Annotated in this window: 20 protein-coding genes; 10 read left to right on the top strand and 10 right to left on the bottom strand. The window is 71.9% G+C overall.

The features are described 5' to 3' along the window. Positions 1–51: 51 nt before the first annotated feature. Positions 52–726, bottom strand: coding sequence for a GntR family transcriptional regulator (locus ACZ4O3_RS16445; protein WP_362722803.1), 675 nt, complete (start codon positions 724–726; stop codon positions 52–54). A gap of 172 nt (positions 727–898) precedes the next feature. On the opposite strand from ACZ4O3_RS16445, the gene ACZ4O3_RS16440 reads away from it, so the two are divergent. Continuing rightward, complete coding sequence (locus ACZ4O3_RS16440; protein WP_362722800.1) at positions 899–2,356, top strand: NCS1 family nucleobase:cation symporter-1; 1,458 nt, start codon at positions 899–901, stop codon at positions 2,354–2,356. A 5-nt stretch (positions 2,357–2,361) separates the two neighbouring features. Next, a complete protein-coding gene (locus tag ACZ4O3_RS16435; RefSeq protein WP_467722850.1) occupies positions 2,362–3,093 on the top strand; it encodes an aspartate/glutamate racemase family protein in 732 nt (243 codons plus the stop codon). Here the strand turns inward: ACZ4O3_RS16435 and ACZ4O3_RS16430 are convergent. After that, complete coding sequence (locus ACZ4O3_RS16430) at positions 3,075–3,533, bottom strand: GNAT family N-acetyltransferase (RefSeq protein WP_467722627.1); 459 nt, start codon at positions 3,531–3,533, stop codon at positions 3,075–3,077. The genes ACZ4O3_RS16435 and ACZ4O3_RS16430 overlap by 19 nt on opposite strands. 307 nt (positions 3,534–3,840) lie before the next feature. On the opposite strand from ACZ4O3_RS16430, the gene ACZ4O3_RS16425 reads away from it, so the two are divergent. Both ACZ4O3_RS16425 and ACZ4O3_RS16420 read left to right on the top strand, forming a co-directional pair. Continuing rightward, positions 3,841–4,572, top strand: coding sequence for a DUF7873 family protein (locus tag ACZ4O3_RS16425; RefSeq protein WP_362722794.1), 732 nt, complete (start codon positions 3,841–3,843; stop codon positions 4,570–4,572). Positions 4,573–5,099: 527 nt separating this feature from the next. Continuing rightward, a complete protein-coding gene (locus ACZ4O3_RS16420) occupies positions 5,100–7,148 on the top strand; it encodes an FUSC family protein (RefSeq protein WP_467722626.1) in 2,049 nt (682 codons plus the stop codon). Here ACZ4O3_RS16420 and ACZ4O3_RS16415 read toward each other — a convergent pair. Further along, positions 7,065–7,949 (bottom strand): endonuclease/exonuclease/phosphatase family protein, encoded by an 885-nt coding sequence (locus ACZ4O3_RS16415; protein ID WP_467722625.1) that lies wholly within the window; start codon positions 7,947–7,949, stop codon positions 7,065–7,067. The two genes, ACZ4O3_RS16420 and ACZ4O3_RS16415, sit on opposite strands and share 84 nt — an antisense overlap. 275 nt (positions 7,950–8,224) lie before the next feature. Here ACZ4O3_RS16415 and ACZ4O3_RS16410 point away from each other — a divergent pair, with 275 nt between their 5' ends. Together ACZ4O3_RS16410 and ACZ4O3_RS16405 are read left to right on the top strand one after the other, a co-directional pair. Beyond that, positions 8,225–8,869: a DUF899 domain-containing protein gene (locus ACZ4O3_RS16410; RefSeq protein ID WP_467722623.1), complete on the top strand. Its 645-nt coding sequence runs from the start codon at positions 8,225–8,227 to the stop codon at positions 8,867–8,869. A 154-nt stretch (positions 8,870–9,023) separates the two neighbouring features. Next, positions 9,024–9,203: a hypothetical protein gene (locus ACZ4O3_RS16405; RefSeq protein WP_362721692.1), complete on the top strand. Its 180-nt coding sequence runs from the start codon at positions 9,024–9,026 to the stop codon at positions 9,201–9,203. Positions 9,204–9,340: 137 nt separating this feature from the next. Here ACZ4O3_RS16405 and ACZ4O3_RS16400 read toward each other — a convergent pair whose 3' ends face one another. From ACZ4O3_RS16400 to ACZ4O3_RS16390, 3 genes are all read right to left on the bottom strand, one after another. Further along, positions 9,341–11,209, bottom strand: a complete 1,869-nt coding sequence (locus ACZ4O3_RS16400; protein WP_467722848.1) for an ABC transporter ATP-binding protein — start codon at positions 11,207–11,209, stop codon at positions 9,341–9,343. Between the two features lie 440 nt (positions 11,210–11,649). Next, positions 11,650–12,084: a hypothetical protein gene (locus tag ACZ4O3_RS16395; protein ID WP_467722622.1), complete on the bottom strand. Its 435-nt coding sequence runs from the start codon at positions 12,082–12,084 to the stop codon at positions 11,650–11,652. Beyond that, on the bottom strand, positions 12,081–12,779 hold the full coding sequence (locus ACZ4O3_RS16390; protein ID WP_467722620.1) for an ATP-binding protein: 699 nt from the start codon (positions 12,777–12,779) through the stop codon (positions 12,081–12,083). The genes ACZ4O3_RS16395 and ACZ4O3_RS16390 overlap by 4 nt, the downstream gene beginning before the upstream one ends. 378 nt (positions 12,780–13,157) lie before the next feature. On the opposite strand from ACZ4O3_RS16390, the gene ACZ4O3_RS16385 reads away from it, so the two are divergent. From ACZ4O3_RS16385 to ACZ4O3_RS16375, 3 genes are all read left to right on the top strand, one after another. Beyond that, positions 13,158–14,018 (top strand): helix-turn-helix domain-containing protein, encoded by an 861-nt coding sequence (locus ACZ4O3_RS16385; protein WP_384988012.1) that lies wholly within the window; start codon positions 13,158–13,160, stop codon positions 14,016–14,018. Then, positions 14,019–14,294, top strand: coding sequence for a DUF397 domain-containing protein (locus tag ACZ4O3_RS16380; RefSeq protein ID WP_362726559.1), 276 nt, complete (start codon positions 14,019–14,021; stop codon positions 14,292–14,294). It begins immediately after the preceding gene. An 84-nt stretch (positions 14,295–14,378) separates the two neighbouring features. Then, positions 14,379–15,161, top strand: coding sequence for an SAM-dependent methyltransferase (locus tag ACZ4O3_RS16375; RefSeq protein ID WP_467722618.1), 783 nt, complete (start codon positions 14,379–14,381; stop codon positions 15,159–15,161). Positions 15,162–15,329: 168 nt separating this feature from the next. Here the strand turns inward: ACZ4O3_RS16375 and ACZ4O3_RS16370 are convergent, their stop codons facing one another. The 3 genes from ACZ4O3_RS16370 to ACZ4O3_RS16360 all read right to left on the bottom strand — a co-directional run bounded on the left by ACZ4O3_RS16370 (position 15,330) and on the right by ACZ4O3_RS16360 (position 18,396). Next, a complete protein-coding gene (locus ACZ4O3_RS16370; RefSeq protein ID WP_362726564.1) occupies positions 15,330–16,817 on the bottom strand; it encodes a glutamate synthase subunit beta in 1,488 nt (495 codons plus the stop codon). Positions 16,818–17,070: 253 nt separating this feature from the next. Next, entirely contained in the window at positions 17,071–17,550 is a 480-nt protein-coding gene (locus tag ACZ4O3_RS16365) for an anthrone oxygenase family protein (protein WP_467722846.1), read from the bottom strand. A 144-nt stretch (positions 17,551–17,694) separates the two neighbouring features. After that, positions 17,695–18,396: a DUF2293 domain-containing protein gene (locus tag ACZ4O3_RS16360; protein WP_467722616.1), complete on the bottom strand. Its 702-nt coding sequence runs from the start codon at positions 18,394–18,396 to the stop codon at positions 17,695–17,697. A gap of 159 nt (positions 18,397–18,555) precedes the next feature. Between ACZ4O3_RS16360 and ACZ4O3_RS16355 the strand changes: the two genes are divergently transcribed. Beyond that, positions 18,556–19,188 carry a nucleoside/nucleotide kinase family protein gene (locus ACZ4O3_RS16355; RefSeq protein WP_362729822.1) on the top strand — a complete coding sequence of 211 codons (633 nt, stop codon included), beginning with the start codon at positions 18,556–18,558 and terminating at the stop codon, positions 19,186–19,188. 119 nt (positions 19,189–19,307) lie between these two features. On the opposite strand, the gene ACZ4O3_RS16350 is transcribed toward ACZ4O3_RS16355, so the two are convergent. Then, positions 19,308–20,435, bottom strand: a complete 1,128-nt coding sequence (locus ACZ4O3_RS16350; protein WP_362731568.1) for a magnesium and cobalt transport protein CorA — start codon at positions 20,433–20,435, stop codon at positions 19,308–19,310. Between the last annotated feature and the right edge of the window lie 27 nt (positions 20,436–20,462).

Here is a 20,462-nt window from a genome sequence, read left to right as displayed (position 1 = left end):
CTAGGAGATTGCTGTTCGAACGGGTGTTCCTGTGGATGGCTTGATGTGAGGTCAGGGCTGTTGCCCAGGCTCCTCGCCGAAGAGGTGCCGTACTGTCGACCGGTGGTTGGCCCGGACGTGGCGCAGGGCGTGGGCGCGGGCGCGGTCCGGGTCGCCGGAGGCGATCGCGTCGTACAGCTCGCGGTGTTCGGTGAGCAGTTGCGGCCACTCCTCGTTCCGCCGGGTGAGCCAGCGCAGCCGGCCGTCGACCGGTTCCATCACCGAGATGAGCAGGCTGTTGCCGGCCAGGGCCAGGATCCGGTCGTGGAAAAGGGTGTTGATGTCGGTGATCGTCTCGGCGTCCCCGGCCCGCGTCGCGGTGGCGGCCCGGTCGAGCAGGTCCCGCAGCTCGGCCAGTGCCTGCGGGGTCGCCCGTGCCGCCGCCAGCCCGGCCGCGTACACCTCCAGCGCCTCGCGCAGCTCGAAGAGCTCCTTGACGTCGGTCGGGGTCAGCCGGCGCACGACGGTGCGGCGAGCCGACTCGAAGAGGACGAATCCCTCGGCGACCAGGGCCCGGATCGCCTCCCTCACCGGCACCCGGGACACCCCGAACCGCTCGGCCAGCTCGCGCTCGACCAGCCGGTCGCCCGGACCCAGGCGCCCCGCGATGATGTCCTGCCGCAGCGTCGCGAGGACGCGCTCGCGCACCGCGCCCAGGGGTTCGATCTTCGTCGTGGGGGATCCCATGAGGCCATCCTCGCCGACCTGGGGGGCTTTTACGGAGCCGTAACGGGACGGACATCGGTCGGAACGCTTGACGGGAGGACCATGACCGCAGTTTGGTATACCAAATGCGACCATCCGGCAGTCACCCTCCGCCCCTCCCTGTCCCCGCAGCCCCGTAGTTCCTGGAGGCCCCGTGTCCCTGGCCGACCGCGCCGAAGCCACCGGCGCACCCGCGTTCGTCCCCGACCCCCGGCTCACCAACGAAGACCTCGCCCCCGCCGAGAAGCGGAACTGGAAGGTCTTCGACCTCTTCGCCATGTGGATGTCCGACGTCCACAACCTCGGCAACTACACCTTCGCCGCCGGCCTCCTGGTCCTCGGCATGAACGTCTGGCAGGTCTTCACCTCCCTCCTCGCCGGCTTCGTGCTCATCTACGTCGGCATGAACCGGATGGGCAGGATCGGACAGCGCCACGGCGTGCCGTTCCCGGTGGTCAGCCGGATCAGCTTCGGCGTCTGGGGCGCCAACGTCCCGGCACTCATCCGGGCCGTGATCGCCATCATGTGGTACGGCATCCAGACCTATCTGGCGTCCGTCGCCGTCAACGTGATGCTGCTGGCGGCCTGGCCCGGCCTGGAGTCCTGGACCCACCACTCCTTCCTGGGCCTGGACGCGCTCGGCTGGACCTCCTTCGTCTCCCTCTGGCTGATCCAGGCGGCGATCATCAGCCGGGGCATGGAGACGATCCGCAGGTTCCAGGACTTCTGCGGCCCCGCGATCTGGCTGGTGATGATCGCGCTCGCCCTCTGGATCCTGGCCCGGGCCCACTGGAGCATCTCGCTCACCTCCACCCCGCACCCGGTCTCGGCCGGCGAGCAGTGGCGGCAGTGGTTCGGTGCGATCGGGCTGATCCTGGCCACCTACGGCACGCTGATGCTCAACTTCTGCGACTTCTCGCGCTTCGCACCCGACTACCGCACCGTCCGCCGCGGCAACTTCTGGGGCCTGCCCATCAACTCCACGGCGTTCGTGGTCGTCTCCGTGATCGTCACGGCGGGCTCGCTGGAGGTCTTCGGCGAGGCCATCACCGACCCCGCCGAACTGGTCGCCAAGGTCGGCAACACCTGGGTCCTGGTGGTGGCCGCGCTGACCTTCGCGGTCGCCACCATGGGCGTCAACATCGTCGCCAACTTCGTCTCACCAGCGTACGACCTGGCCAACGTCTGGCCGCAGAAGATCAGCTTCAGGGCCGGCGGCATGATCAGCACGGTCGCCGCGCTGGTCGTCACCCCCTGGAACCTCTTCTCCAACCCCACCGTCGTCAACTACTTCCTGGGCGGCCTCGGTGCCTTCCTGGGCCCGCTGTTCGGCGTGATCATGGTCGACTACTACTGGGTCAAGCGCGGCGCAGTGGACGTCGAGAAGCTCTTCGACGCGGCGCCGGGAGCGCCGTACCACTACCGCAAGGGCGTCAACCCCAAGGCCCTGTGGGCGTTCCTGCCGTCGGCGGCGGTCGCGGCGGTGCTCGCGCTGGTGAAGACGTTCAGCGAGGTGGCGCCGTACTCCTGGTTCATCGGCACGGCGCTGGCCGCCGGGCTGTACGCGGCGCTCTGCCGCACCGAGCGGGCCGTCGCCACGCGGGAGGTATGACGGCCGTGCGGATCGTCGTCACCAACTGCAACACCACGCAGGAGATGACCGGGGAGATCGTACGAGGTGCCCGGGCCGCCGCAGGCCCGGGCACCACCGTGACCGGCCTGACCCCCGACTGGGGACCCGAGTCGGCGGAGGGCTGGCTGGACAGCTACCTGTCGGCGGCGGCGGTCCTCGACGCACTGCGGACCTACGCCGGTCCGCCGTACGACGCGGTGGTCATGGCCGGTTTCGGAGAGCACGGGCGGGAAGGCGCCCGTGAGTTGCTGGACGTCCCCGTCGTCGACATCACCGAGGCGGCGGCCCACCTGGCCTGCCTGCTGGGCCGCCGCTACGGCGTCGTCACCACCCTGGACCGGTCGCGCGGGCAGATCGAGGACAGCCTGGAGAACGCCGGGGTGGCCCGCAACTGCGTCGCCGTCACCGGCACCGGACTCGGCGTCCTCGACCTCGCCGGTGACCCCGGGCGCACCGAGACCGCGTTCCTCGCGGCGGCCGAACGCGCCCGGGACGCCGGCGCCGAGGTCCTGGTCCTCGGCTGCGCCGGGATGACGGGACTGCAGCGCGCGGTGGGGGAGAAGCTCGGGCTCCCGGTGGTCGACGGCGTCGGCGCGGCGGTGAAACTGGCGGAGTCACTGGTGACGCTCGGGCTCACGACCAGCCGGGCGGGCAGCTACGCGAAGCCGTTGCCGAAGAGGCGGGCGTGGGGCGGCCCTCAGGGGAGCCAGACATAGCGCACGTCCGGCTCCCCTTCCTCGTTCCCGCTGCCGTCCGTGTGCTCGACGGCGACGAAGCCGTGCCGCTCGTAGAACCGATGCGCCGGTTTGTTGACCTCGAACGTCCAGAGCGTGAGCCCCCGCGGGGAGCGCTCCTTGGCCAGCGCGACGAACCGGTCGCCGAGGCCGCGCCCCCGCCACCGGGGGTCGAGGTACAACTGGGACAGCACACCCTCGTCGAGCACCATCACGCCCACCACGCGGCCGTCCGCCTCCGCGAGCCAGGTCTCCCGCTCCGGCACCACCACATCCCGGAAGTACGCCCGCACCTCGTCGTCGGAGCGCGGCCGGACGACGGTGGGCAGGGCGGCGGAGAACGAGCGCAGCCAGACATCGGCGACGCCGACGGCATCCCCTCCCAGCGCCCGCCGGACCACGGCCTCGTCAGCCGCGCTCACGCACCCGCCCCCTCGACGACGGAGACGTGCGAACAGCGGGGCGGCGGAAGGAGGACAGGGGTGGTGACACGACGGATCACGGCAGCTCCTCGGGCAGACGACCGGCGGTGTACCGATCATCCGGACACGGGGCCGTGATCGCACCCGGATTTCCGTTCGGCAGGGAGACCACCGGCCGCGGGGTCCGCCGGATTCCCGCACCTCCCATGTCCTGTCGACGGCATTCCTGCGGGATCGCGGACGGAATCCATTCGCCGCTCGAAAATTCGTTGGAGACGGCCGAGTTGACGTTGCTACCGTCCCTCACGTGGCGAAACTCAATCAGATCATCGCGGTCGAGAAGGGCATCAAGTCCAAGGCTCAGCAGGACCTGACGGCAGCTCATCACGGGCTGCAGAAGCCCGCTTTGCTGGCCGGAATCTCGCGGACGTATCAGCCGAAGGACGAGGAGGGTGAGCAGCTGCCGCCCGAGTCCACGCGGGTTCAGGTCAAGGCCGAGGACGTGCTGCGGGAGACCTCGGCCACGCTGACGCGGCTCTTCGACGTGACCGCCACCAAGGACTGGGCCAACTGCGCGGCCAGGGCCGACGTGAAGGTGGACGGGCGGGTGCTCGTCGCCGCCGTACCCGTGGCCTACCTGCTGTTCCTGGAGAAGCAGCTCGTCGATCTCAACACCTTCGTGCGGAAGCTGCCCGTGCTCGACGCCTCCGAGTCGTGGGTGCAGGATCCCTCCACCGACGCCTGGAAGACCGAGCCGGTGCGGACCCTGCGGACCAAGAAGGTGCCCCGCAACCACGTGAAGGCCGAGGCGACCGAGAAACACCCGGCGCAGGTCGAGGTGTACTACGAGGACATTCCGGTGGGGTACTGGACCACCGTGAAGTTCTCGGGTGCCCTGCCCGCCCGGCGGATCAACGAACTCCTCGACCGGGTCGAGAAGTTGCAGCAGGCCGTCAAATTCGCCCGCGAGGAGGCGAACGGCGCCGACGTCGTCGACCAGCGGGTCGGTGACGCCGTGTTCGGCTATCTCTTCGGATAGCCGTTCCAGACTCCCCGGACCTTCGCGGCCGGGGTGCGCGAGGAGCGCAAAGCTGAAGCTGAGCCTTGTCGTGACGGGCGGTCGTACCCCACAGAACACGGGGCGGACCGCGTTGAATCTCAGACTCTCGCTCCAGACTCAGCATTCGCCGCCGATCGCCGGATCGACCGGGCCCGGGCCCCAGCACGTCGAAATGCAGGTTCAAGTCCTGCCCGCGCAGCTCGATGCGTGGTGGTCCAAAGGAAGGACGCGGCGACCTCACGACTGACCCGGGTTCTCAAGTGGGCCGGCGTGTGACGATGGGCGGCTCTCCAGGGCCCGGGGGCAGGCTACGCTCCCGGGCCCGTTCCCGTTCACCGTGAAATTGCGTTCATAAAGAACACGGCTCTTCGCCCCACTTGTCACACCTGCGAAATACAGACGGACCTTTCCGTACGGGAACACGGCCTACGGTGGGAACACCGAAGCCGACAGCCCGGCCACCGTCGTCCGAAGGCACACCCCGCCCTCGCCCGGACAGGAGCCCCGTGTCCCCTCCCGCCGCCCTGCCGCCCTGGCTCGCCCACGCCCTGCACGCTCAGCGCGGGCCCGTCCCGTGGACCGCCGTGACCAGAGGCGCGATGGCCGCCGGACCGCTGTTGCTCACCGCGGTCGTCCTCCACCACACCTCTCTCGGGGTGGTCGCCGCCATCGCCGCGATGCTCGCCGGGATCAACGACCGGCCGGGCAGCCGTCGGGCCGCCGTACGCCGGCTCGGGGTGCCCGCGGCCGCCGGGGGCGTCGGGCTGCTGGCCGGGACGTACGGCGGCGAACACCTCACCGCCGTCCCCCTGACCCTGCTGCTCACCGGGCTCGGACTGGTCGCCGGCGGGGCGAGCGCCGTCGGGCCGGTCGCCTCCGCGGCCGGGACGCAGCTACTGGTCGCCGCCGCCATCGGCGCCGGGATGCCGGTCGCCGAACCGGGCGGGCAGCGGGCCCTCGCCTTCCTCGCCGGCGCCGGCTGGCTGCTGGTGCTGCGGCTCGCCCTGCCCACCCCCGGCGGCCTCGCCGGCGACTACCGCTTCGACGGGGAACGCGACGCCGTCGCCGCCGTGTACGACGCCGTCGCCGACCTCCTCGACGCCGTCGGCGGCGAGGCCGCCCTCGGCCGGCGCAAGGCGCTGAGCACCGCACTCGACCAGGCCCAGGACGCGCTCACCGGGCCCCGGCTGCGGCGGTACGCCACTTCCGCCGCCGAGCGCCGGCTGTACGCGCAGTACGCGGCCGCGCTGCCCCTCGCCGAGGCGGCCACCGCCCTCGCCTGGGCGGACCAGCGGATGTCCGAGCGGGCCGCCGAGGGGCCCCGGCGGCTCGCCGCGGCGGTCCGGGGCAACGCCGCCACCGGGCCACTGCCCGCGCCGTCCCGGTCGGCACCCGCCCTGCGCGCCCTGGACGACGCCCTGCTGCGCGCCGCCGAGTCCTTCGACCGGGCCGAGACCGAGGGCGCGGGGCAGCGGCCACCCGCCCGGCGGCGCGGCCCGAAGGAGATCCTGCGGGCCGCGTTCGGCAGCGGCGGCCGGGAGTACGGGCTGCGGGTCGCCCTCTGCTTCGGGGCCAGCGCCGCCATCGCCCAGGCCCTGCACCAGGCCCGCTGGTACGGCGAGCACCAGCACTGGTACTGGCTGCCCGCCACCGCCGTCTTCCTCGTCAAGCCCGACCTCGGACCGCTCGCCTCCCGGGTGCTGTGCCGGGCCGCCGGCACCGTCCTCGGCGCCCTCGTCTTCGCGGGCCTCGCCGCCGTACTGCCCCGGCCCGAGGGACTCGTCGCGCTGGTCGCCGTCTGCGGAGCGGTCCTCCCGGTGGCCACCCGGCACTTCGCCGCCCAGACCGCCGCCGCCACCGTCCTGGTGCTCGCCCTGGTCATGGCCGGCGGCGAACCGCAGGCATCCCTCAGCCGCATCGGCGAGACCCTGCTGGCCTGCGCGATCGTGCTGATCGTGGGCCATCTGCCGATGGCCGGGAAACGGGGCGGCGGGGTACGGGCCCGGCTCGCGGCGGCCGGGCGGGCCGCGCACGCCTACCTCGACCACGTCCTGAGTGAGTCCGCCGACCGCGGCGAACGCCCGGCCCTGCGCCGCGAGGCCTACCGCACCCTCGCCGAGGCCCGCACCGCCATCACCCTTGCCGCCGCCGAACTCCCCGCCCTCGCCCGGCACACCGAGGGCACCGACGCGGTGGCTGCCGTACTCGAAGGGCTCGTGGACACGACCACCGCGTGCGCCGTGCACCTCGACGAGACCGGACGCCTCACCCCCCGGCAGGCCCGGCGACTCGACGCCCTGGCGGCCGAGCTGGAGCGCGACGGACAGAAGCTCGGACTCACGGTGCTGCGGATGCCGGCCGCGGCCCGGTGGCACGGGCGACCCCGGCCACGCCGTACGCCTCAGTCCTCGAACCGCGCCCACACCGGTGCGTGGTCCGACCCCGGTACTCCGCGGCGCTCCGCCGGGTCCTCACCCACCGACGGCAGGTCCGGCGGCGCGGTGGCGCCCGGCAGGCCGGTGCCCGCCGCCGCCAGACGGTGGACCAGGTGGTGACTGACGAGGATGTGGTCGATCAGCTCGCGGCGGCCGGAGTCCACACGGGAGTAGCTGCCCGGCCGGAATCCGCGGGGCCGTGTCCCGCAGCCGTAAGGCGTCGCCCCGGTCGGCGCGGTCGTAGCCGGTGGTGCCGATCTCCGAGCCGGGCGGGCCGAGCAGGATCTGGGTGGTGGCCGCCTGCACCTCGTCGTTGAGGTCCCCGAGCACCGTCACGTCCCTGGACCTGCCCTGCCCGTCCAGCAGTTCGTCCGCCAGCGCCCGCAGAGCCGCCGCCTCCGCGGCACGCCGGAAGAGGGCGTACGCGCCGTGACGCGCCCGTTCGCCCTCGTCGCGCGGGGAGAAACGATCGCCGGGGTAGCTGAGGAGCTTGGACTTGAGATGGGCCACCGCCGCCGTCAGCGAACCGGCCGGGGGCTGCACGGTCACGGCCGGGAAGCCGCGCCCGGTCCCGGTGACGGTGGTCCCCGAGTCGTCGGTCTGCACCGGGTCCAGCTGGGCCGGGAGAGCCGCGGTGTCGCAGACCACGGTCAGCTCGGTGCGGGCCAGGAAGCCGACCCGGATTCCCCGGCCGTCGGCGTGCGCGGAGAGAGCGACGTGCAAGTTCGCACCGAGCAGTTCGGCCAGATCCGCCAGGGCGCCGGGGTCGCCGACCTCCTGGACGCCGAGCAGGGCCGGGTCCAGCGCGCCGATCACAGAGGCGAGGGCGGCGAGCTTGGCCTCGTACGCGGACTTGTCCTTGGGGCCGAAGGGGCTACCGGGTCGGCAGAGGTTCTCGAGGTTCCAGGTGCCGAGGAGCATGCCCGGCTCCTTCCAGGAGATGGTGCCGCGGGCGTGCTCGCCCTCGCCGGTGCACGACAGAGCCGGGACAGGATGTGCGGTCCGGCTCACCCGGCGCGAGGACGCTGCCCTACGTCGAGACGGTGAGCGCCGCTCGCCGCCGGCCGCCGCCAGGGCCGGCGCATCAGGGGCTACGACACCTGACGGTGACGCCGGAAAAAATCTCCGGCCGCGCCGATGAGTTCTCCGCCTCCCGGCGGTCACCACCCGGAACCGACCGTCGTACAGGAGGGCCCATGTCGCTTCCGGAGATCGTCTCGCGTGAGCGGTGGCGTGCCGCGCGCGAGGAGTTGCTGCTCAAGGAAGAGGCGCTCACGCGCGCGCGGGACGTGCTCAACGCCGAGCGGCGCCGACTCCCGATGGTCGAGGTGGACCTCGAGTACGTGTTCGAGGGCGGCGACGGCAAGGCGACCCTGCTCGACCTCTTCGAAGGACGGGCGCAACTGATCGTCTACCACTTCATGTTCGCGCCGGAGTGGGAGGCAGGCTGTCCCAACTGCTCCGCGTTCCTGGACCAGATCGGCCATCTCGCCCATCTGCGGGCGCGCGGTACCTCGTTCGCGGCGGTGTCCCGGGCGCCGTTCACCAGGATCCTGCCGTTCAAGGCGCGGATGGGCTGGACGCTGCCCTGGTACTCCTCGTGCCACAGCGACTTCAACCGCGACTTCGGGGCGACCCTCGTGGTCGACGACGAACCGGTCGAACGGCCCGGCATCAGCTGCTTCCTGAGGGAGCACGACCGGGTCTTCCACACCTACTCCGCCCACGACCGCGGTCTCGACGGACTCGGCTCGACCAATTCCCTGCTCGACCTGACGGCGTTCGGCCGGGCGCCCGGGGGCAGCGGCCTGGTGCGCTGTCACGACGAGTACGAGGACTGACACAAGCGGTCACGGAAGTGGCCGAAAGTCAACGGACCCTCACCCTCCGCGCCGGTGACGTGTCGGCTGTGTCTCAGTACCGTCACCGGGCGAGCCATTCGTGTTCTCCAGAGCGTTAACTCCAACAAGTACGACGCACTTCTGGAGGTGCAGGATGGTGAACGGGCGAACCGTGCTCGAACGCTTTCCCGCAGGCGGACCGCGCGGATCATGGCCGGCGGAGGAGTTCGCGCATGCGCGGCGACTCGAAGGCATGCCCGCGGAGGTCGTGATGGACCTGGCCACGGACACGTTCCTGGTCATCGTCCGCGGCGGAGACGGAGCCCAGGGCTAGGCGAGGGTTGGGCGAGGGCTCATCGGGGGCCGGCCGAGCCGGTCGGCGACGGGGATGGGGACCGGCCCGGAACGGGGCCGGGTCGGTCCGGGGGCGAGGACCGGTTCGGGGCGGGGCCGGTCTGGGACCGGCCGGGGCTAACTCACCTTCCGGGCGGGCACCTTGGTCGTGAACTGGTCCGCCTGGAGCGCGTACAGCTCCGCGTAGACACCGCCGTTGGCCAGGAGTTCGTCGGGGGTCCCGGACTCCACGACCCGGCCCTGGTCGAGGACGTGCACCAGATCGGCATGGCGGACCGACGCCAGACGGTGCGTGATCAGCACGACGGTCTGCCCGCTGCCCGCCAGCGCGCGGATCTTCTCGAAGACCTCCAGCTCGGCCCGGGCGTCCAGGGCGGCCGTCGGCTCGTCCACGATCAGGATGCGACCGCGCCGGTAGGCGGCCCGTGCGATGCCGAGCCGCTGCCACTGGCCTCCGGACAGCTCGTGACCGCCGCTGAAGTTGCGGGCCAGCAGGGTTTCCAGACCGTGCGGCAGGTCCTCGACCACCTCCTCGGCGCCCGCCTCCGAGACCGACCTGGCCAGCCGTTCCTCGGTGAGCGGCGCCGACGAGCGGCCGACGGCCACGTTGACCTTGGCGGTGAAGGGCCACCGCTTGAAGTCCTGGGCCACCATCGCGATGCGCTCGGCGAGCCGGTGCCGGTCGGCCCGCGCCGCGTCGACCCCGTCCCACAGGATCCGGCCCCGGTCCGGCTGGTACAGCCCGGCCAGCAGCTTGACCAGGGTGGTCTTGCCGGAGCCGTTCTCGCCGACCAGGGCGATGATCCGGCCGAGCGGGAGTGTGAGGGAGACGTCGTCCAGGGCGGGACGGGTCGCGTCACCGGGGTAGCTGAACGTGACCTTCTCGAAGCGGATCTCCCGCGGATCCTCCGGGAGCGTGTCGCCACCGGTCGGGATGGCCCGCTCGGCGGCCTCGACGTACAGCCGCTCCAGGTCGCCCACGAACAGCGCCTCCTCGTGCAGCGTGTTGACCTCCAGCACCAGGGTGTTGAGGCTGGCCGAGCCGGTACGGATCGCGATCACGGCCGTACCGGCCACCGACAGGGCCATCGCCCCGCTCAGCAGCAGCGCGCCCAGCGTCGCGTACGTGGCGACCGTCGCCAGACCGGTCCAGGCCGCCGCGATCAGGCCGGTGCGGGCGGCGAGCCGGGCCAGCCGGGCCTGCTCCGCCTCCGCCGTCTCCGACATCGCCCGGAAGTGCCGCAGCAGGAACGGTCCGACCCCGTGCACCCTGATCTCCGGCGCCGCCTCCGGTTCGGTGAGCAGCGAGCTGATCAGATGACCGGCGCGGGCGTGCTGCACCCAGGTGTGGAACGACTCGTAGCGGCGCCGGGCGTTGGTCAGGGCGCCCCACGCGCTCGGGACCGTCATCGTGACCAGTAGCGGCAGCAGGGCCGGATGCAGCACCGTCAGCACACCGGCCGCGGCGATCAGCGAGATCATCGCGTTCACCACCCGCGTGCCGTACATGATCATGCGGCGGGCGGAGGAGGCGCCGTACTGTGCGGTGTCCAGCAGCTTGTGGAAGGCGTGGTCCTCGATCGCGGCGAGCTCGACGGCCGCCGCGCGCTCAAGGTACATCTCGGTCGCCACCCGCTCGACCTTGGGCTCCAGGCGGCCTGTGGCGTAGGTGGACGCGGCGCGCAGCAGGGCGGCCAGGAACATCACGGCGGCCATGACCACCAGGGCCGGGGCGGCACCGCGCAGCCGTTCCTCGATGGTGCCGGCGCCGGTGCCGATCAGCCGCCCCAGCACGCTGTTGACGGCCAGCAGACTCACGGCCTGGGTCACGCCGATGACCAACTGGGCGGCCAGCACCACGCGCGCGGCGCCTGCGTCGGCCTGGCGTGCCAGCCGCAGGCTCGACATGAGCATGCCGGGAAGGCGGGTCAGCATCGCGCGGAGGTCAAGTTCCAGGAAGGCGTCCCGGTGCTGGTTCCACCCCATGTCGTAGCGGAGCGGCCCCCCGAACAAGAGCTCCTCCGACTCCGACACCTCGGACGCCGCCGTGTCCCGCCTCTTCGTCACCGAGTTCCTCCCCCAGGGCCGTGGACGAACGGCCACTATCGCGGCCCACGGCGGCCCCCGGGCAGAGCGTGCGACGGGGCTCACGGGGCACGGGGGAGTGCGCCGGGGGTGCGGGGCGAGGCGGTGAGGAGGTGAGGCGGTGAGGACGGGGTGGGCCGCGGGAGAGGACGGGAGGCCGGTCCGGCCGACCGGAGAAGACCTGGTCCGAAGCCCTCGCCGGGCCTCGGAACGGGCGGGTCGGTCCTGCGTCGGCGTCCAGTCGGCGTCGGAACGGGCGGGTCGGTACTACGCCGGCGTACGGCGGGCCTCGGAACGGGCGAGTGCCTCCCGCGCCGCCGCCGGCCGGAACCGCGTGGCGGTCACGCGCTCAGGGGGCGTGACCACTCCGGTGTCGTCCCCGTCACCCGGCACAGGGCGAGGTAGAGCGGTATCGGCGGGGTGTACGGCACCGTGCCCTCGGGACGGTGGATCAGCCGGGCGGCGCCGACGAGCGGGGCTCCCGCGCTGTAGTGGGCCGGGGCGGGCCAGCTGAGGGCGTAGTCGGAGTCGGACGGGACGATCCACCACCAGCGCGTGCCGTCGGCGTACACGCAGCCCACCCGCGGCAACCGGGGTACCACCAGCGGCCCGAGACGTGCCGGTACCGCCACGGCGTCGCAGCCCAGCGGTGTCGTCATGCCCTCCGGCACCAGGAGTCGCCGGTCACCGCCCGGGGCGGCCGCCGGCCGGCCGCGCTGCAGCCTGACCAGGGTGTCCAGGCCCAGCTTCCGGCCCGAACCGGGGGCGCCGTTCATGCCTGCCTCCGCCCTGGCACCGGGCGCAGCGCCGCCTCCGACTGCCCCTCTTCCCCGGAACCGGGCGAGGGACGGTGGACCGGGCTGTGCGCGGGCCCGTGCGAGGGGTCGCGCGTGGTTCCGCGGGACGAGCCACGCGACGGGCCCGGCTCGGGGCGAGCGCCCCACCCCAGGTCGTTGCGTGCCCCGGCGGTGTCCTGGGCGGTATCGGCCCGGCGCGACAGCTCCGCCCAGACCAGCAGCCCGGAACCGTGCTCCTGAGCCCCCCAGGCCTGGCACAGCGCCTCGACGAGGAGCAACCCCCTCCCGTGCTCCTCCTCCGGACGCTGTGGGGACGGGTGGGGCTCATCCGGTGCACAGCCCTCGTCCTGCACGGCTATGCGCACCGTGTCGTCGTGGTCGCGCAGTTCGCACACGACCCGACTGCTCGCGGTGTGCACGATCGCGTTGGTGACCAACTCGGATATGACGAGCACGGCGGTGTCGCAGGTGTCCTCGCAGACCGACCAGCCGGTCAGCCGGGCACGCACCAGGTGCCTCGCCTGGGCGGGGGAACCCGGATGAGCGGCCAGCTCGAACCGGAACCGGCGCTCGGCACCGCCCCCACCAGGGGCGACAACCGCGGCAGCGCCGAGACCGAGACGGTCCGCGGCGGCGTCTGCCCCTAAGGGCGGGGACGGAATCACGCTTGCCACTATCGCCCCGCCGTGAACACTTGGCAAGAGTCACTCTGAAAAATGCAGAGTGCTGTGTGACGCGGTCGGACGCCGTGGCACACTGCTCGCAACAGCATGTCGAGCGGCGCCAGTTGGGATGAGTGAGGATCCGACGGACCGATCCGGCCAGTGCGACCGATGCGACCCAACCGGAAGTTTCCGGCCATTACGGTCAATTCGGTCACCCTGCCCGGTCTGGTCGCCCCGTCGGATCCTCGAATGAGTCTTCGAATGGCGCCGCTGGGCTGTCAGCATGCCGCTGGCACCTGCAGCCGGGTGACACCTGTATGTGGCGGCGGTCATGCCGCCGGTGAACACAAGTGACGGTCCGGCCAGGGAACTTCGTGGAGGTGGAGCGTGAGCGAGCCGCGGTCCGCGCCGACCGTGGGCCAGGTGGTCCTCGGCCGGCGCCTCCTTGACCTGCGTGAACGCGCCGGGCTCAAGCGTGAGGAGGCTGCCCGTGTGCTCCGCGTGGCGCCCGCCACGGTCCGCCGTATGGAGATGGCCGAGGTCGCCCTCAAGATCCCGTACCTCCAACTGCTCCTGAAGGCCTACGGGGTGACCGACGACGAAGCCGAGATCTTCGTCCTGCTCGCCGAGGAGGCCAACCAGCCCGGCTGGTGGCAGCGGTTCCACGACATCCTGCCGGGCTGGTTCTCCATGTACGTCAGCCTGGAGGGCGCGGCGAGCCTGATCCGCTCCTACGAGCCGCACTTCGTGCCCGGGCTGCTGCAGACCGAGGGCTACGCGCGCGGGGTGCTCAAGTCGGGAGCCGTCGGCCAGACCCAGCCGGAGGAGATCGAGCGCCATGTCGCCCTTCGCATGCAACGCCAGGATCTGCTCACCCGCGATGACGCCCCACGTTTCTGGGCCGTGATGGACGAGACCGCCCTGCGCCGCCCGGTCGGGGGTCCGGAGGTGATGCGCGCGCAGATCGACCGGCTGCTAGAGGTCACGAAGCTGCCCAATGTGACGCTCCAGGTCGCCCCGTTCGCCGACGGGCCGCACCCGGGGACGTACGGGCCCTTCGTGCTGTTCCGATTCGCCATGCCCGAACTCCCGGACATGGTCTACAGCGAGTACCTGACCGGCGCCGTCTACCTGGACGCCCGCACCGAGGTGGCTACCCACCTCGAGGTCATGGACCGCATGGCGGCGCAGGCCGCTACGGCACAACGCACGAAGGAGATCCTCCGGGATCTCCGCAAGGAGCTGTGAATGGATCGCATCAAGCCCCAGTCCGGGCCACGGAACCGCACCGACCGGATCTACAACGGCATGCCCGCCCGGGAACTGGGCAGTGAGGGCTGGCACAAGCCGTGGAGCGGCGGCAACGGCGGCAACTGTCTGGAGGCGATGAAGCTGGCCGACGGCCGGATCGCCGTCCGCCAGTCGACCGACCCCGACGGACCGGCGCTGATCTACACCACGGACGAGATGACGGCCTTCATCGAGGGCGCCAAAGCGGGGGAGGCCGACTTCCTGCTCACCTGACACTGTTTCATTTGTCTTGTTCAACTTCCTTTGTAATGGTGCTGAATTGATCATCGGCCGTGTCGAACGCCTACGGAGTGCCTCGTGATCGACACCAGCAGGCCCCATCCCGCGCGGATGTACGACTGGTACCTCGGCGGCAAGGACAACTACCCCGTCGACGAGGACATGGGCCGGCAGATGCCGGCCCTCGACCCCCGGGTGCCGGTGACGGCCCGGGTCAACCGCGCCTTCATGCACCGCGCCACCCGGTGGCTGGCCGAGCGGGGCGTACGGCAGTTCCTGGACATCGGCACGGGCATCCCGACCGAGCCCAACCTGCACCAGGTCGCGCAGGGCGTCGCGCCCGACGCCCGGGTCGTCTACTGCGACAACGACCCGATCGTGCTGGTCCACGCGGCCGCCCTGCTGCGCGGCACGACCGAGGGCGCCACGGAGTACCTCCAGGCCGACGTCCGCGACCCGGCGGCGATCGTCGCCGGCGCGCGCGAGATCCTGGACCTCGACCGCCCGGTCGCGCTGTCGCTCGTCGCCCTGCTCCACTTCGTCCCCGACGCCGACGGCGCGCACGAGCTGGTCGGCAGCCTGCTCGCCGAACTGCCCTCCGGCAGCTACCTGACCATGACCCACGCCACCGCCGACTTCACCCCTCAGGAGTCGGCGGCGGCCACCGCGAAACTCAAGGCGGCCGGAGTCACCCTGGCGTTGCGCTCCCGCGAGGAGTTCGGCCGCTTCTTCGACGGCCTGGACCTGGCCGATCCCGGCGTCTCGGTGGTCCACCACTGGCATCCGGAACTGGGCGAGCCGGTGCCGGGGCAGGACGACGGCGTGATCCCGGGATACGCGGCGGTGGGACGCAAGCCGTGACGGCGCCTGGGCCGAACCCCGGGCCACCACCGGATACGCCGGCGCTCAGCCTGCAGGAGGGCCCGCGCAGGCCGGCCCGCCCGTCGCGGACGGGCAGACGTACGACGTCCGGACCCGGCCCAGCCGAGCCGAGCCGGGAACCCGGCCGCTCTACGGCTCCCTCGTCCCCTATACCGTCATCGGCCGGTCGTACGGCGATATCGGCGACGGGAGCTGCGAACTCCCCGTCAGATAGCGGTCGACCGCCGCCGCCACCGCCCGCCCCTCCGCGATCGCCCAGACGATGAGCGACTGCCCGCGCGCCGCGTCCCCGGCGGCGAACACACCGGGCACGTTGGTGGTGAACTCCGCGTCCCGGGCGATCGTCCCGCGTGGCTCCGTCACCACGCCCAACTGGTCGATCAGCCCGTCCTCCAGATCGGGCCCCGAGAAGCCGAGGGCGAGCAGCACCATGTCGGCGGGCAGCGTCCGGCCGGTGCCCTCCAACGGCCGCCGCGCCGCGTCCACCTCCGTCAGGTGCAGTGACCGCACATGTCCGTTCCCGTCGCCGCTGAACCGCAGCGTCGACGCCGCGAACAACCGCGCGTCCGCGTGCGCGTCGGGCGCCGTCTCCAGGTCCCGCGCCTCCTCGTGCGCCGCCGACAGCCGGTAGATCTTCGGATACGTCGGCCACGGCTCGACGTCCTCGTCCCGCTCCGCCCCCGGCTGCGCGTAGATGTCCAGCTGGGTCACCGACGCGGCCCGCTCCCGCACCGCCGTCCCCAGACAGTCCGCCCCCGTGTCACCGCCGCCCACGATCACCACGTGCCTGCCGGCCGCCGACAACGGTGACCGCTCCAGATCGCCCTCGCCCACCCTGTTGGACAGCGGCAGGTACTCCATCGCCTGATGTATCCCGTCCAGCTCCCGGCCCGGCACCGTGAGTTCCCGCCACGCCGTCGCTCCGGTCGCGATCACCACCGCGTCGTACCGCATCCGCAGCTCCGTCGCCCCGATGTCCCGGCCCACCGTCACCGACGTACGGAACTTCGTCCCCTCGGACCGCATCTGCCCCAGCCGCCGCTCCAGATGGTGTTTCTCCATCTTGAACGCGGGGATCCCGTACCGCATCAGTCCGCCCAGCCGGTCGTCCTTCTCGTACACGGCGACGGTGTGGCCGGCCCGGGTCAGCTGCTGCGCCGCCGCAAGGCCGGTCGGGCCGGACCCGATCACCGCCACGGTCCGCCCGGACAGCCGGTCCGGTGGGCGCGGCGAGGCGAAACCCTCCGCCCACGCCCGGTCGCCGATGGCACACTCGACGTTCTTGATCGTGACCGCCGGCTGGTTGATGGCCAGCACGCACCCCGCCTCGCACGGCGCCGGACACAGCCGCCCCGTGAACTCGGGGAAGTTGTTCGTCGCGTGCAACCGGTCGGCCGCCGCCCGCCAGTCCTCCCGCGACACCAGGTCGTTCCACTCGGGGATCAGGTTGCCCAGCGGACACGCGTCGTGGCAGAACGGCACCCCGCAGTCCATGCAGCGGTCCGCCTGCTTGCTGATGATGGGCAGCAGCGCCCCCGGGACGTACACCTCGTCCCAGTCCCGGACCCGCTCCTCGACCGGTCGCCGCGGCCACTCCTCCCGCGGCGTGGTCATGAAACCCTTGGGATCGGCCATGGTCGACTTCCTCGTGTGCGATTGCCCGGGTCATGCGCCATCGGGCGGCACTCTTTCGGCCACGATACGTCCGCTCGGTTGCGCCCGCAGAGTGGCTGACAGCGCCTTCTGCCAGGGCCTCCTCAGCCGCCGGGCGGCAAAGATCCAGCCGAGTGCCGGCGGACGGTCAGCCGAGTGCCGACAGGGACCCGGCGGGGGCCAGGCGCGGGCCTGCCGGGTGGGCGGCGGGCGCCGGAATCCCCCCGAGCCTCTCTCAGGACAGGGCCAGCACATATATGACCGACGCGGCGGCCGACGCGAGGGTGCGGACATGGTTCCACCGGGTCCACTCGCGCACATACGCCGGCCAGTAGGAGGCGGCCTCCGGGGTGCCCGGCTCCAGCGCGGCCAGCGCCTCGTTCCGGGGCACGTTCGCCACCAGGGTCAGCCCGAACGAACCCGAAAGATACAGCGCACTGCCCAGCAGCAGCTCCGTCTTCCCCTCGCCCGGCCACACCACGAACGTCACCACCGCGATCATCGCGCACAGCACCGCCGCCCCCGCGAACACCAGCATGAAGGCGGTGGCGACCGCGGCCCGGTTGATCGCGTGCATCGCGGCCACCCCCTGTGCCGGCGGCAACGCCGACAGTCCGCGCATCACAAAGGTCGAGAACCCGCAGAACACCCCCGCCACCAGCCCGGTCCCCAGCACTGCCAGCAGGACCAGTACGTAATACGGTCCGTCGATCACTTCCACCACGCCCGCTCTCGTCGCTCGCCCCGGACACCGCCGCCATTCGATTCCACGCCATGCCTCCCCTTCCGGCTGCCTGCCTGCCCGCCTCCCGCGCCGCGCCTCTTGCGGCCCGGCTGTTCCGTCCGTCTCCCCCCGACGTCACCCGGTCAGGCGTATCTCCACCCCGGCCTCCCATTCCCGCAGCACCGCCTCGACCGTCCTCGCGATCCGCCGCCGCGCCTCGTACCGCGGCACCCCGCCCATCAGCAGCTGGTCGTACGGCGTGTCCCCATGCCGTACGCCCGCCACCACCGCCGAGACCACCGCCCCCTCAGTGAGCGCCCGCCCGTCCGCCGTCCGCCCCACCCGCCCGCTGCCCCGCACCGACGCGTGCGCCGCGATCGCCCGAGCCCGCTCCACCGGACAGCCCGGGAAAAGACGCAGGACCTCCGCCGCGAAGGCCTCCGTGAACCGCACGTCCTGCGTCGCCCGCCGCTTCGCGTCCCGCGCCCGGCGCCGCCGCCGCGCCTCGGCATCGGCCAGACACCGTGCCTCGGCCCGGGCCAGTGCGGCTTCCTCGACGAGGACGCCCTGCCGTTCGTACCGGCTTCTGCGCCGGTTGAACCGCACCACCACCGCCGACAGCGCGCTCTCCTCCCGCGACCGCCGGGTCAGCGCGGTGTCGCCACGCGGCAGGAACACCAGATGCGCGAGATCGGTACACACCAGACACCGCGGCGCTCCGGCCTCCAGCACCAGCATCGACAACGGCCCTCGCCGGCAGGCCGCACACCGCTTGTGCCTGAGAGGCTGCACCACCAGAAGTCCGCCGTGACGAGGGGGAGTTACCAGGCCTGTCATATGCGGTTCTTTCCCCTTCCTGGCGTGGGATCTCACGTCCGCGAGGCGGCGGACGCACGGCGCGCGGTCAGGCCGGGGCGCCGGACATCCCGGCGAACCTCACCTGGGTGCCCCGCCCCCGGCGCCTCCGCCGACCTGACCGGGCGGCATCATGACCCCGTGCGACTCGAAGCGATCACCTGGGACCGGCTCGCCGACCGCCTCGCCGAGCGGCTGGCCGGGCTGAAGCCCGCAGACGGGAGTGCCTGGCCGCGCGTCGCCCTGGACGGAGCCCCGGCCGCCCTGCCCGGGGACCTCGCGGAGCGCGTCGCGGAGGCGTTGCGCCTACGGGGCCTGCCGTCGCTCGTCGTGGGCACCGAGGGTTTCCTGCGCCCCGCCTCACTGCGTCTGGAACACGGCCACCGCGACGCCGAGTCCTACTACGGCGGCTGGTTCGACACCAACGCCCTGTGGCGGGAGGTCTTCGGCCCCCTCGACCCCGGCGGCACCGGACGCGTCCTGCCCGACCTGTGGGACCCGGCGACCGACCGGGCCACCCGCAGCCCCTACATCCAACTCCCGCCCGGTGGGCTGCTGTTGGTGTACGGACCGCTGCTGCTGCGGCACTGGTTCCCGTTCGACCTGACCGTTCACCTCCTGCTGTCCCCCGGCGCCCTTCGCCGTCGTACCCCCGAGTCCGAGCACTGGACCCTTCCCGCCTTCGAGCGCTACGAAGCCGAGAGCGACCCCGCCGGCGTGGCGGACGTGCTGGTCCGCGCCGACGACCCGCGGCATCCGGCGTGGAACGGCTGAGCATCCCGCGCCGGTCCTGGTGGTCCGCGCCGGCCCCCGGTGGCCCGCGCTGAACGGCCGGTCCGCGCTGAGCGGCCGCTCGGCGGGGCCGTGGTCCTCGGCGCCGCCGAGGCTGATGCTCAGAGCCAGCCGTTGCGCCGGAAGCCCCGGTACAGCACCAGACAGGCAAGGGATATGACGCCGATGACGAGCGGATAGCCGAACCGCCAGTGCAACTCCGGCATGTGATCGAAGTTCATGCCGTACACCCCGCACACCATCGTCGGCACGGCGATCACCGCGGCCCAGGCCGTGATCTTCCGCATGTCCTCGTTCTGGGCGACCGTCACCTGTGCCAGATGCGCCTGAAGAATGGAGTTGAGCAGTTCGTCGAAGGACGCGATCTGCTCCTTGGCCCGCATCAGATGGTCGAGCACGTCCCGGAAGTAGGCCTGTATCTCGGGGGCGATCACCCGTATCGGGCGCGTCGTCAGCTCCTCCATCGGCCTGCCCAGCGGCACCACCGCCCGCTTCAGCTCCAGGAGTTCACGCTTCATCTGGTAGATCCGCCCCGGGTCGGCCCGCGCGCCGTCCTCCGCGAACACGTCGGCCTCGACCTGGTCGATGTCCGCCTGCACCGCGTCCGTGACGTTCAGATAGTCGTCGACCACATGGTCAGCGATCGCGTGCAGCACCGCCGCCGGACCCTTGGCCAGCTGGCTGGGTGCCGACTCCAGTTCCTCGCGCAGCGGCCCCAGCGAGCCATGGCGGCCGTGCCGCACCGTGATCACGAAGTCCGCACCGACGAACACCATGATCTCGCCGGTGTTCACCACTTCACTGGTCGCGGTCAGCTTCTCGTGCTCGACGTAGCAGACCGTCTTGAAGACCGCGAACAGCGTCTCGCCGTACCGCTCCACCTTGGGGCGCTGATGGGCCTCGACCGCGTCCTCCACGGCCAGCGGATGCAGGTCGAACAATTCGGCGATGCCCGCGAACTCGCTGTCCGTCGGCTCGTGCAGCCCCAGCCAGACGAACCCCTCGCCCTTCCTCCGCACGCGTTCCACCGCCGAGTAGAGATCGCCGCATTCGGGGACCCGTTTCCCGTCCTCGTACGTCACGCAGTTGACGACAGAGGAGCCCAGCGGGGACCGCGCGTGATGGTTCAGGTCGACGCGGGGCCGCCGCCGGGCCAGCCGCGCCACCCTGCCCAGGCCGCCGGCCCTGCCCAGCCCCGTGACCTTCCGCAGATTCCCTGCCATCGTCATCCGGATCTCCTTGCATGGGTCCCCTCG

The sequence above is a fragment of the Streptomyces sp. NPDC026515 genome, assembly GCF_055567595.1.
This window is presented reverse-complemented; position numbering and strand designations above follow the sequence as displayed.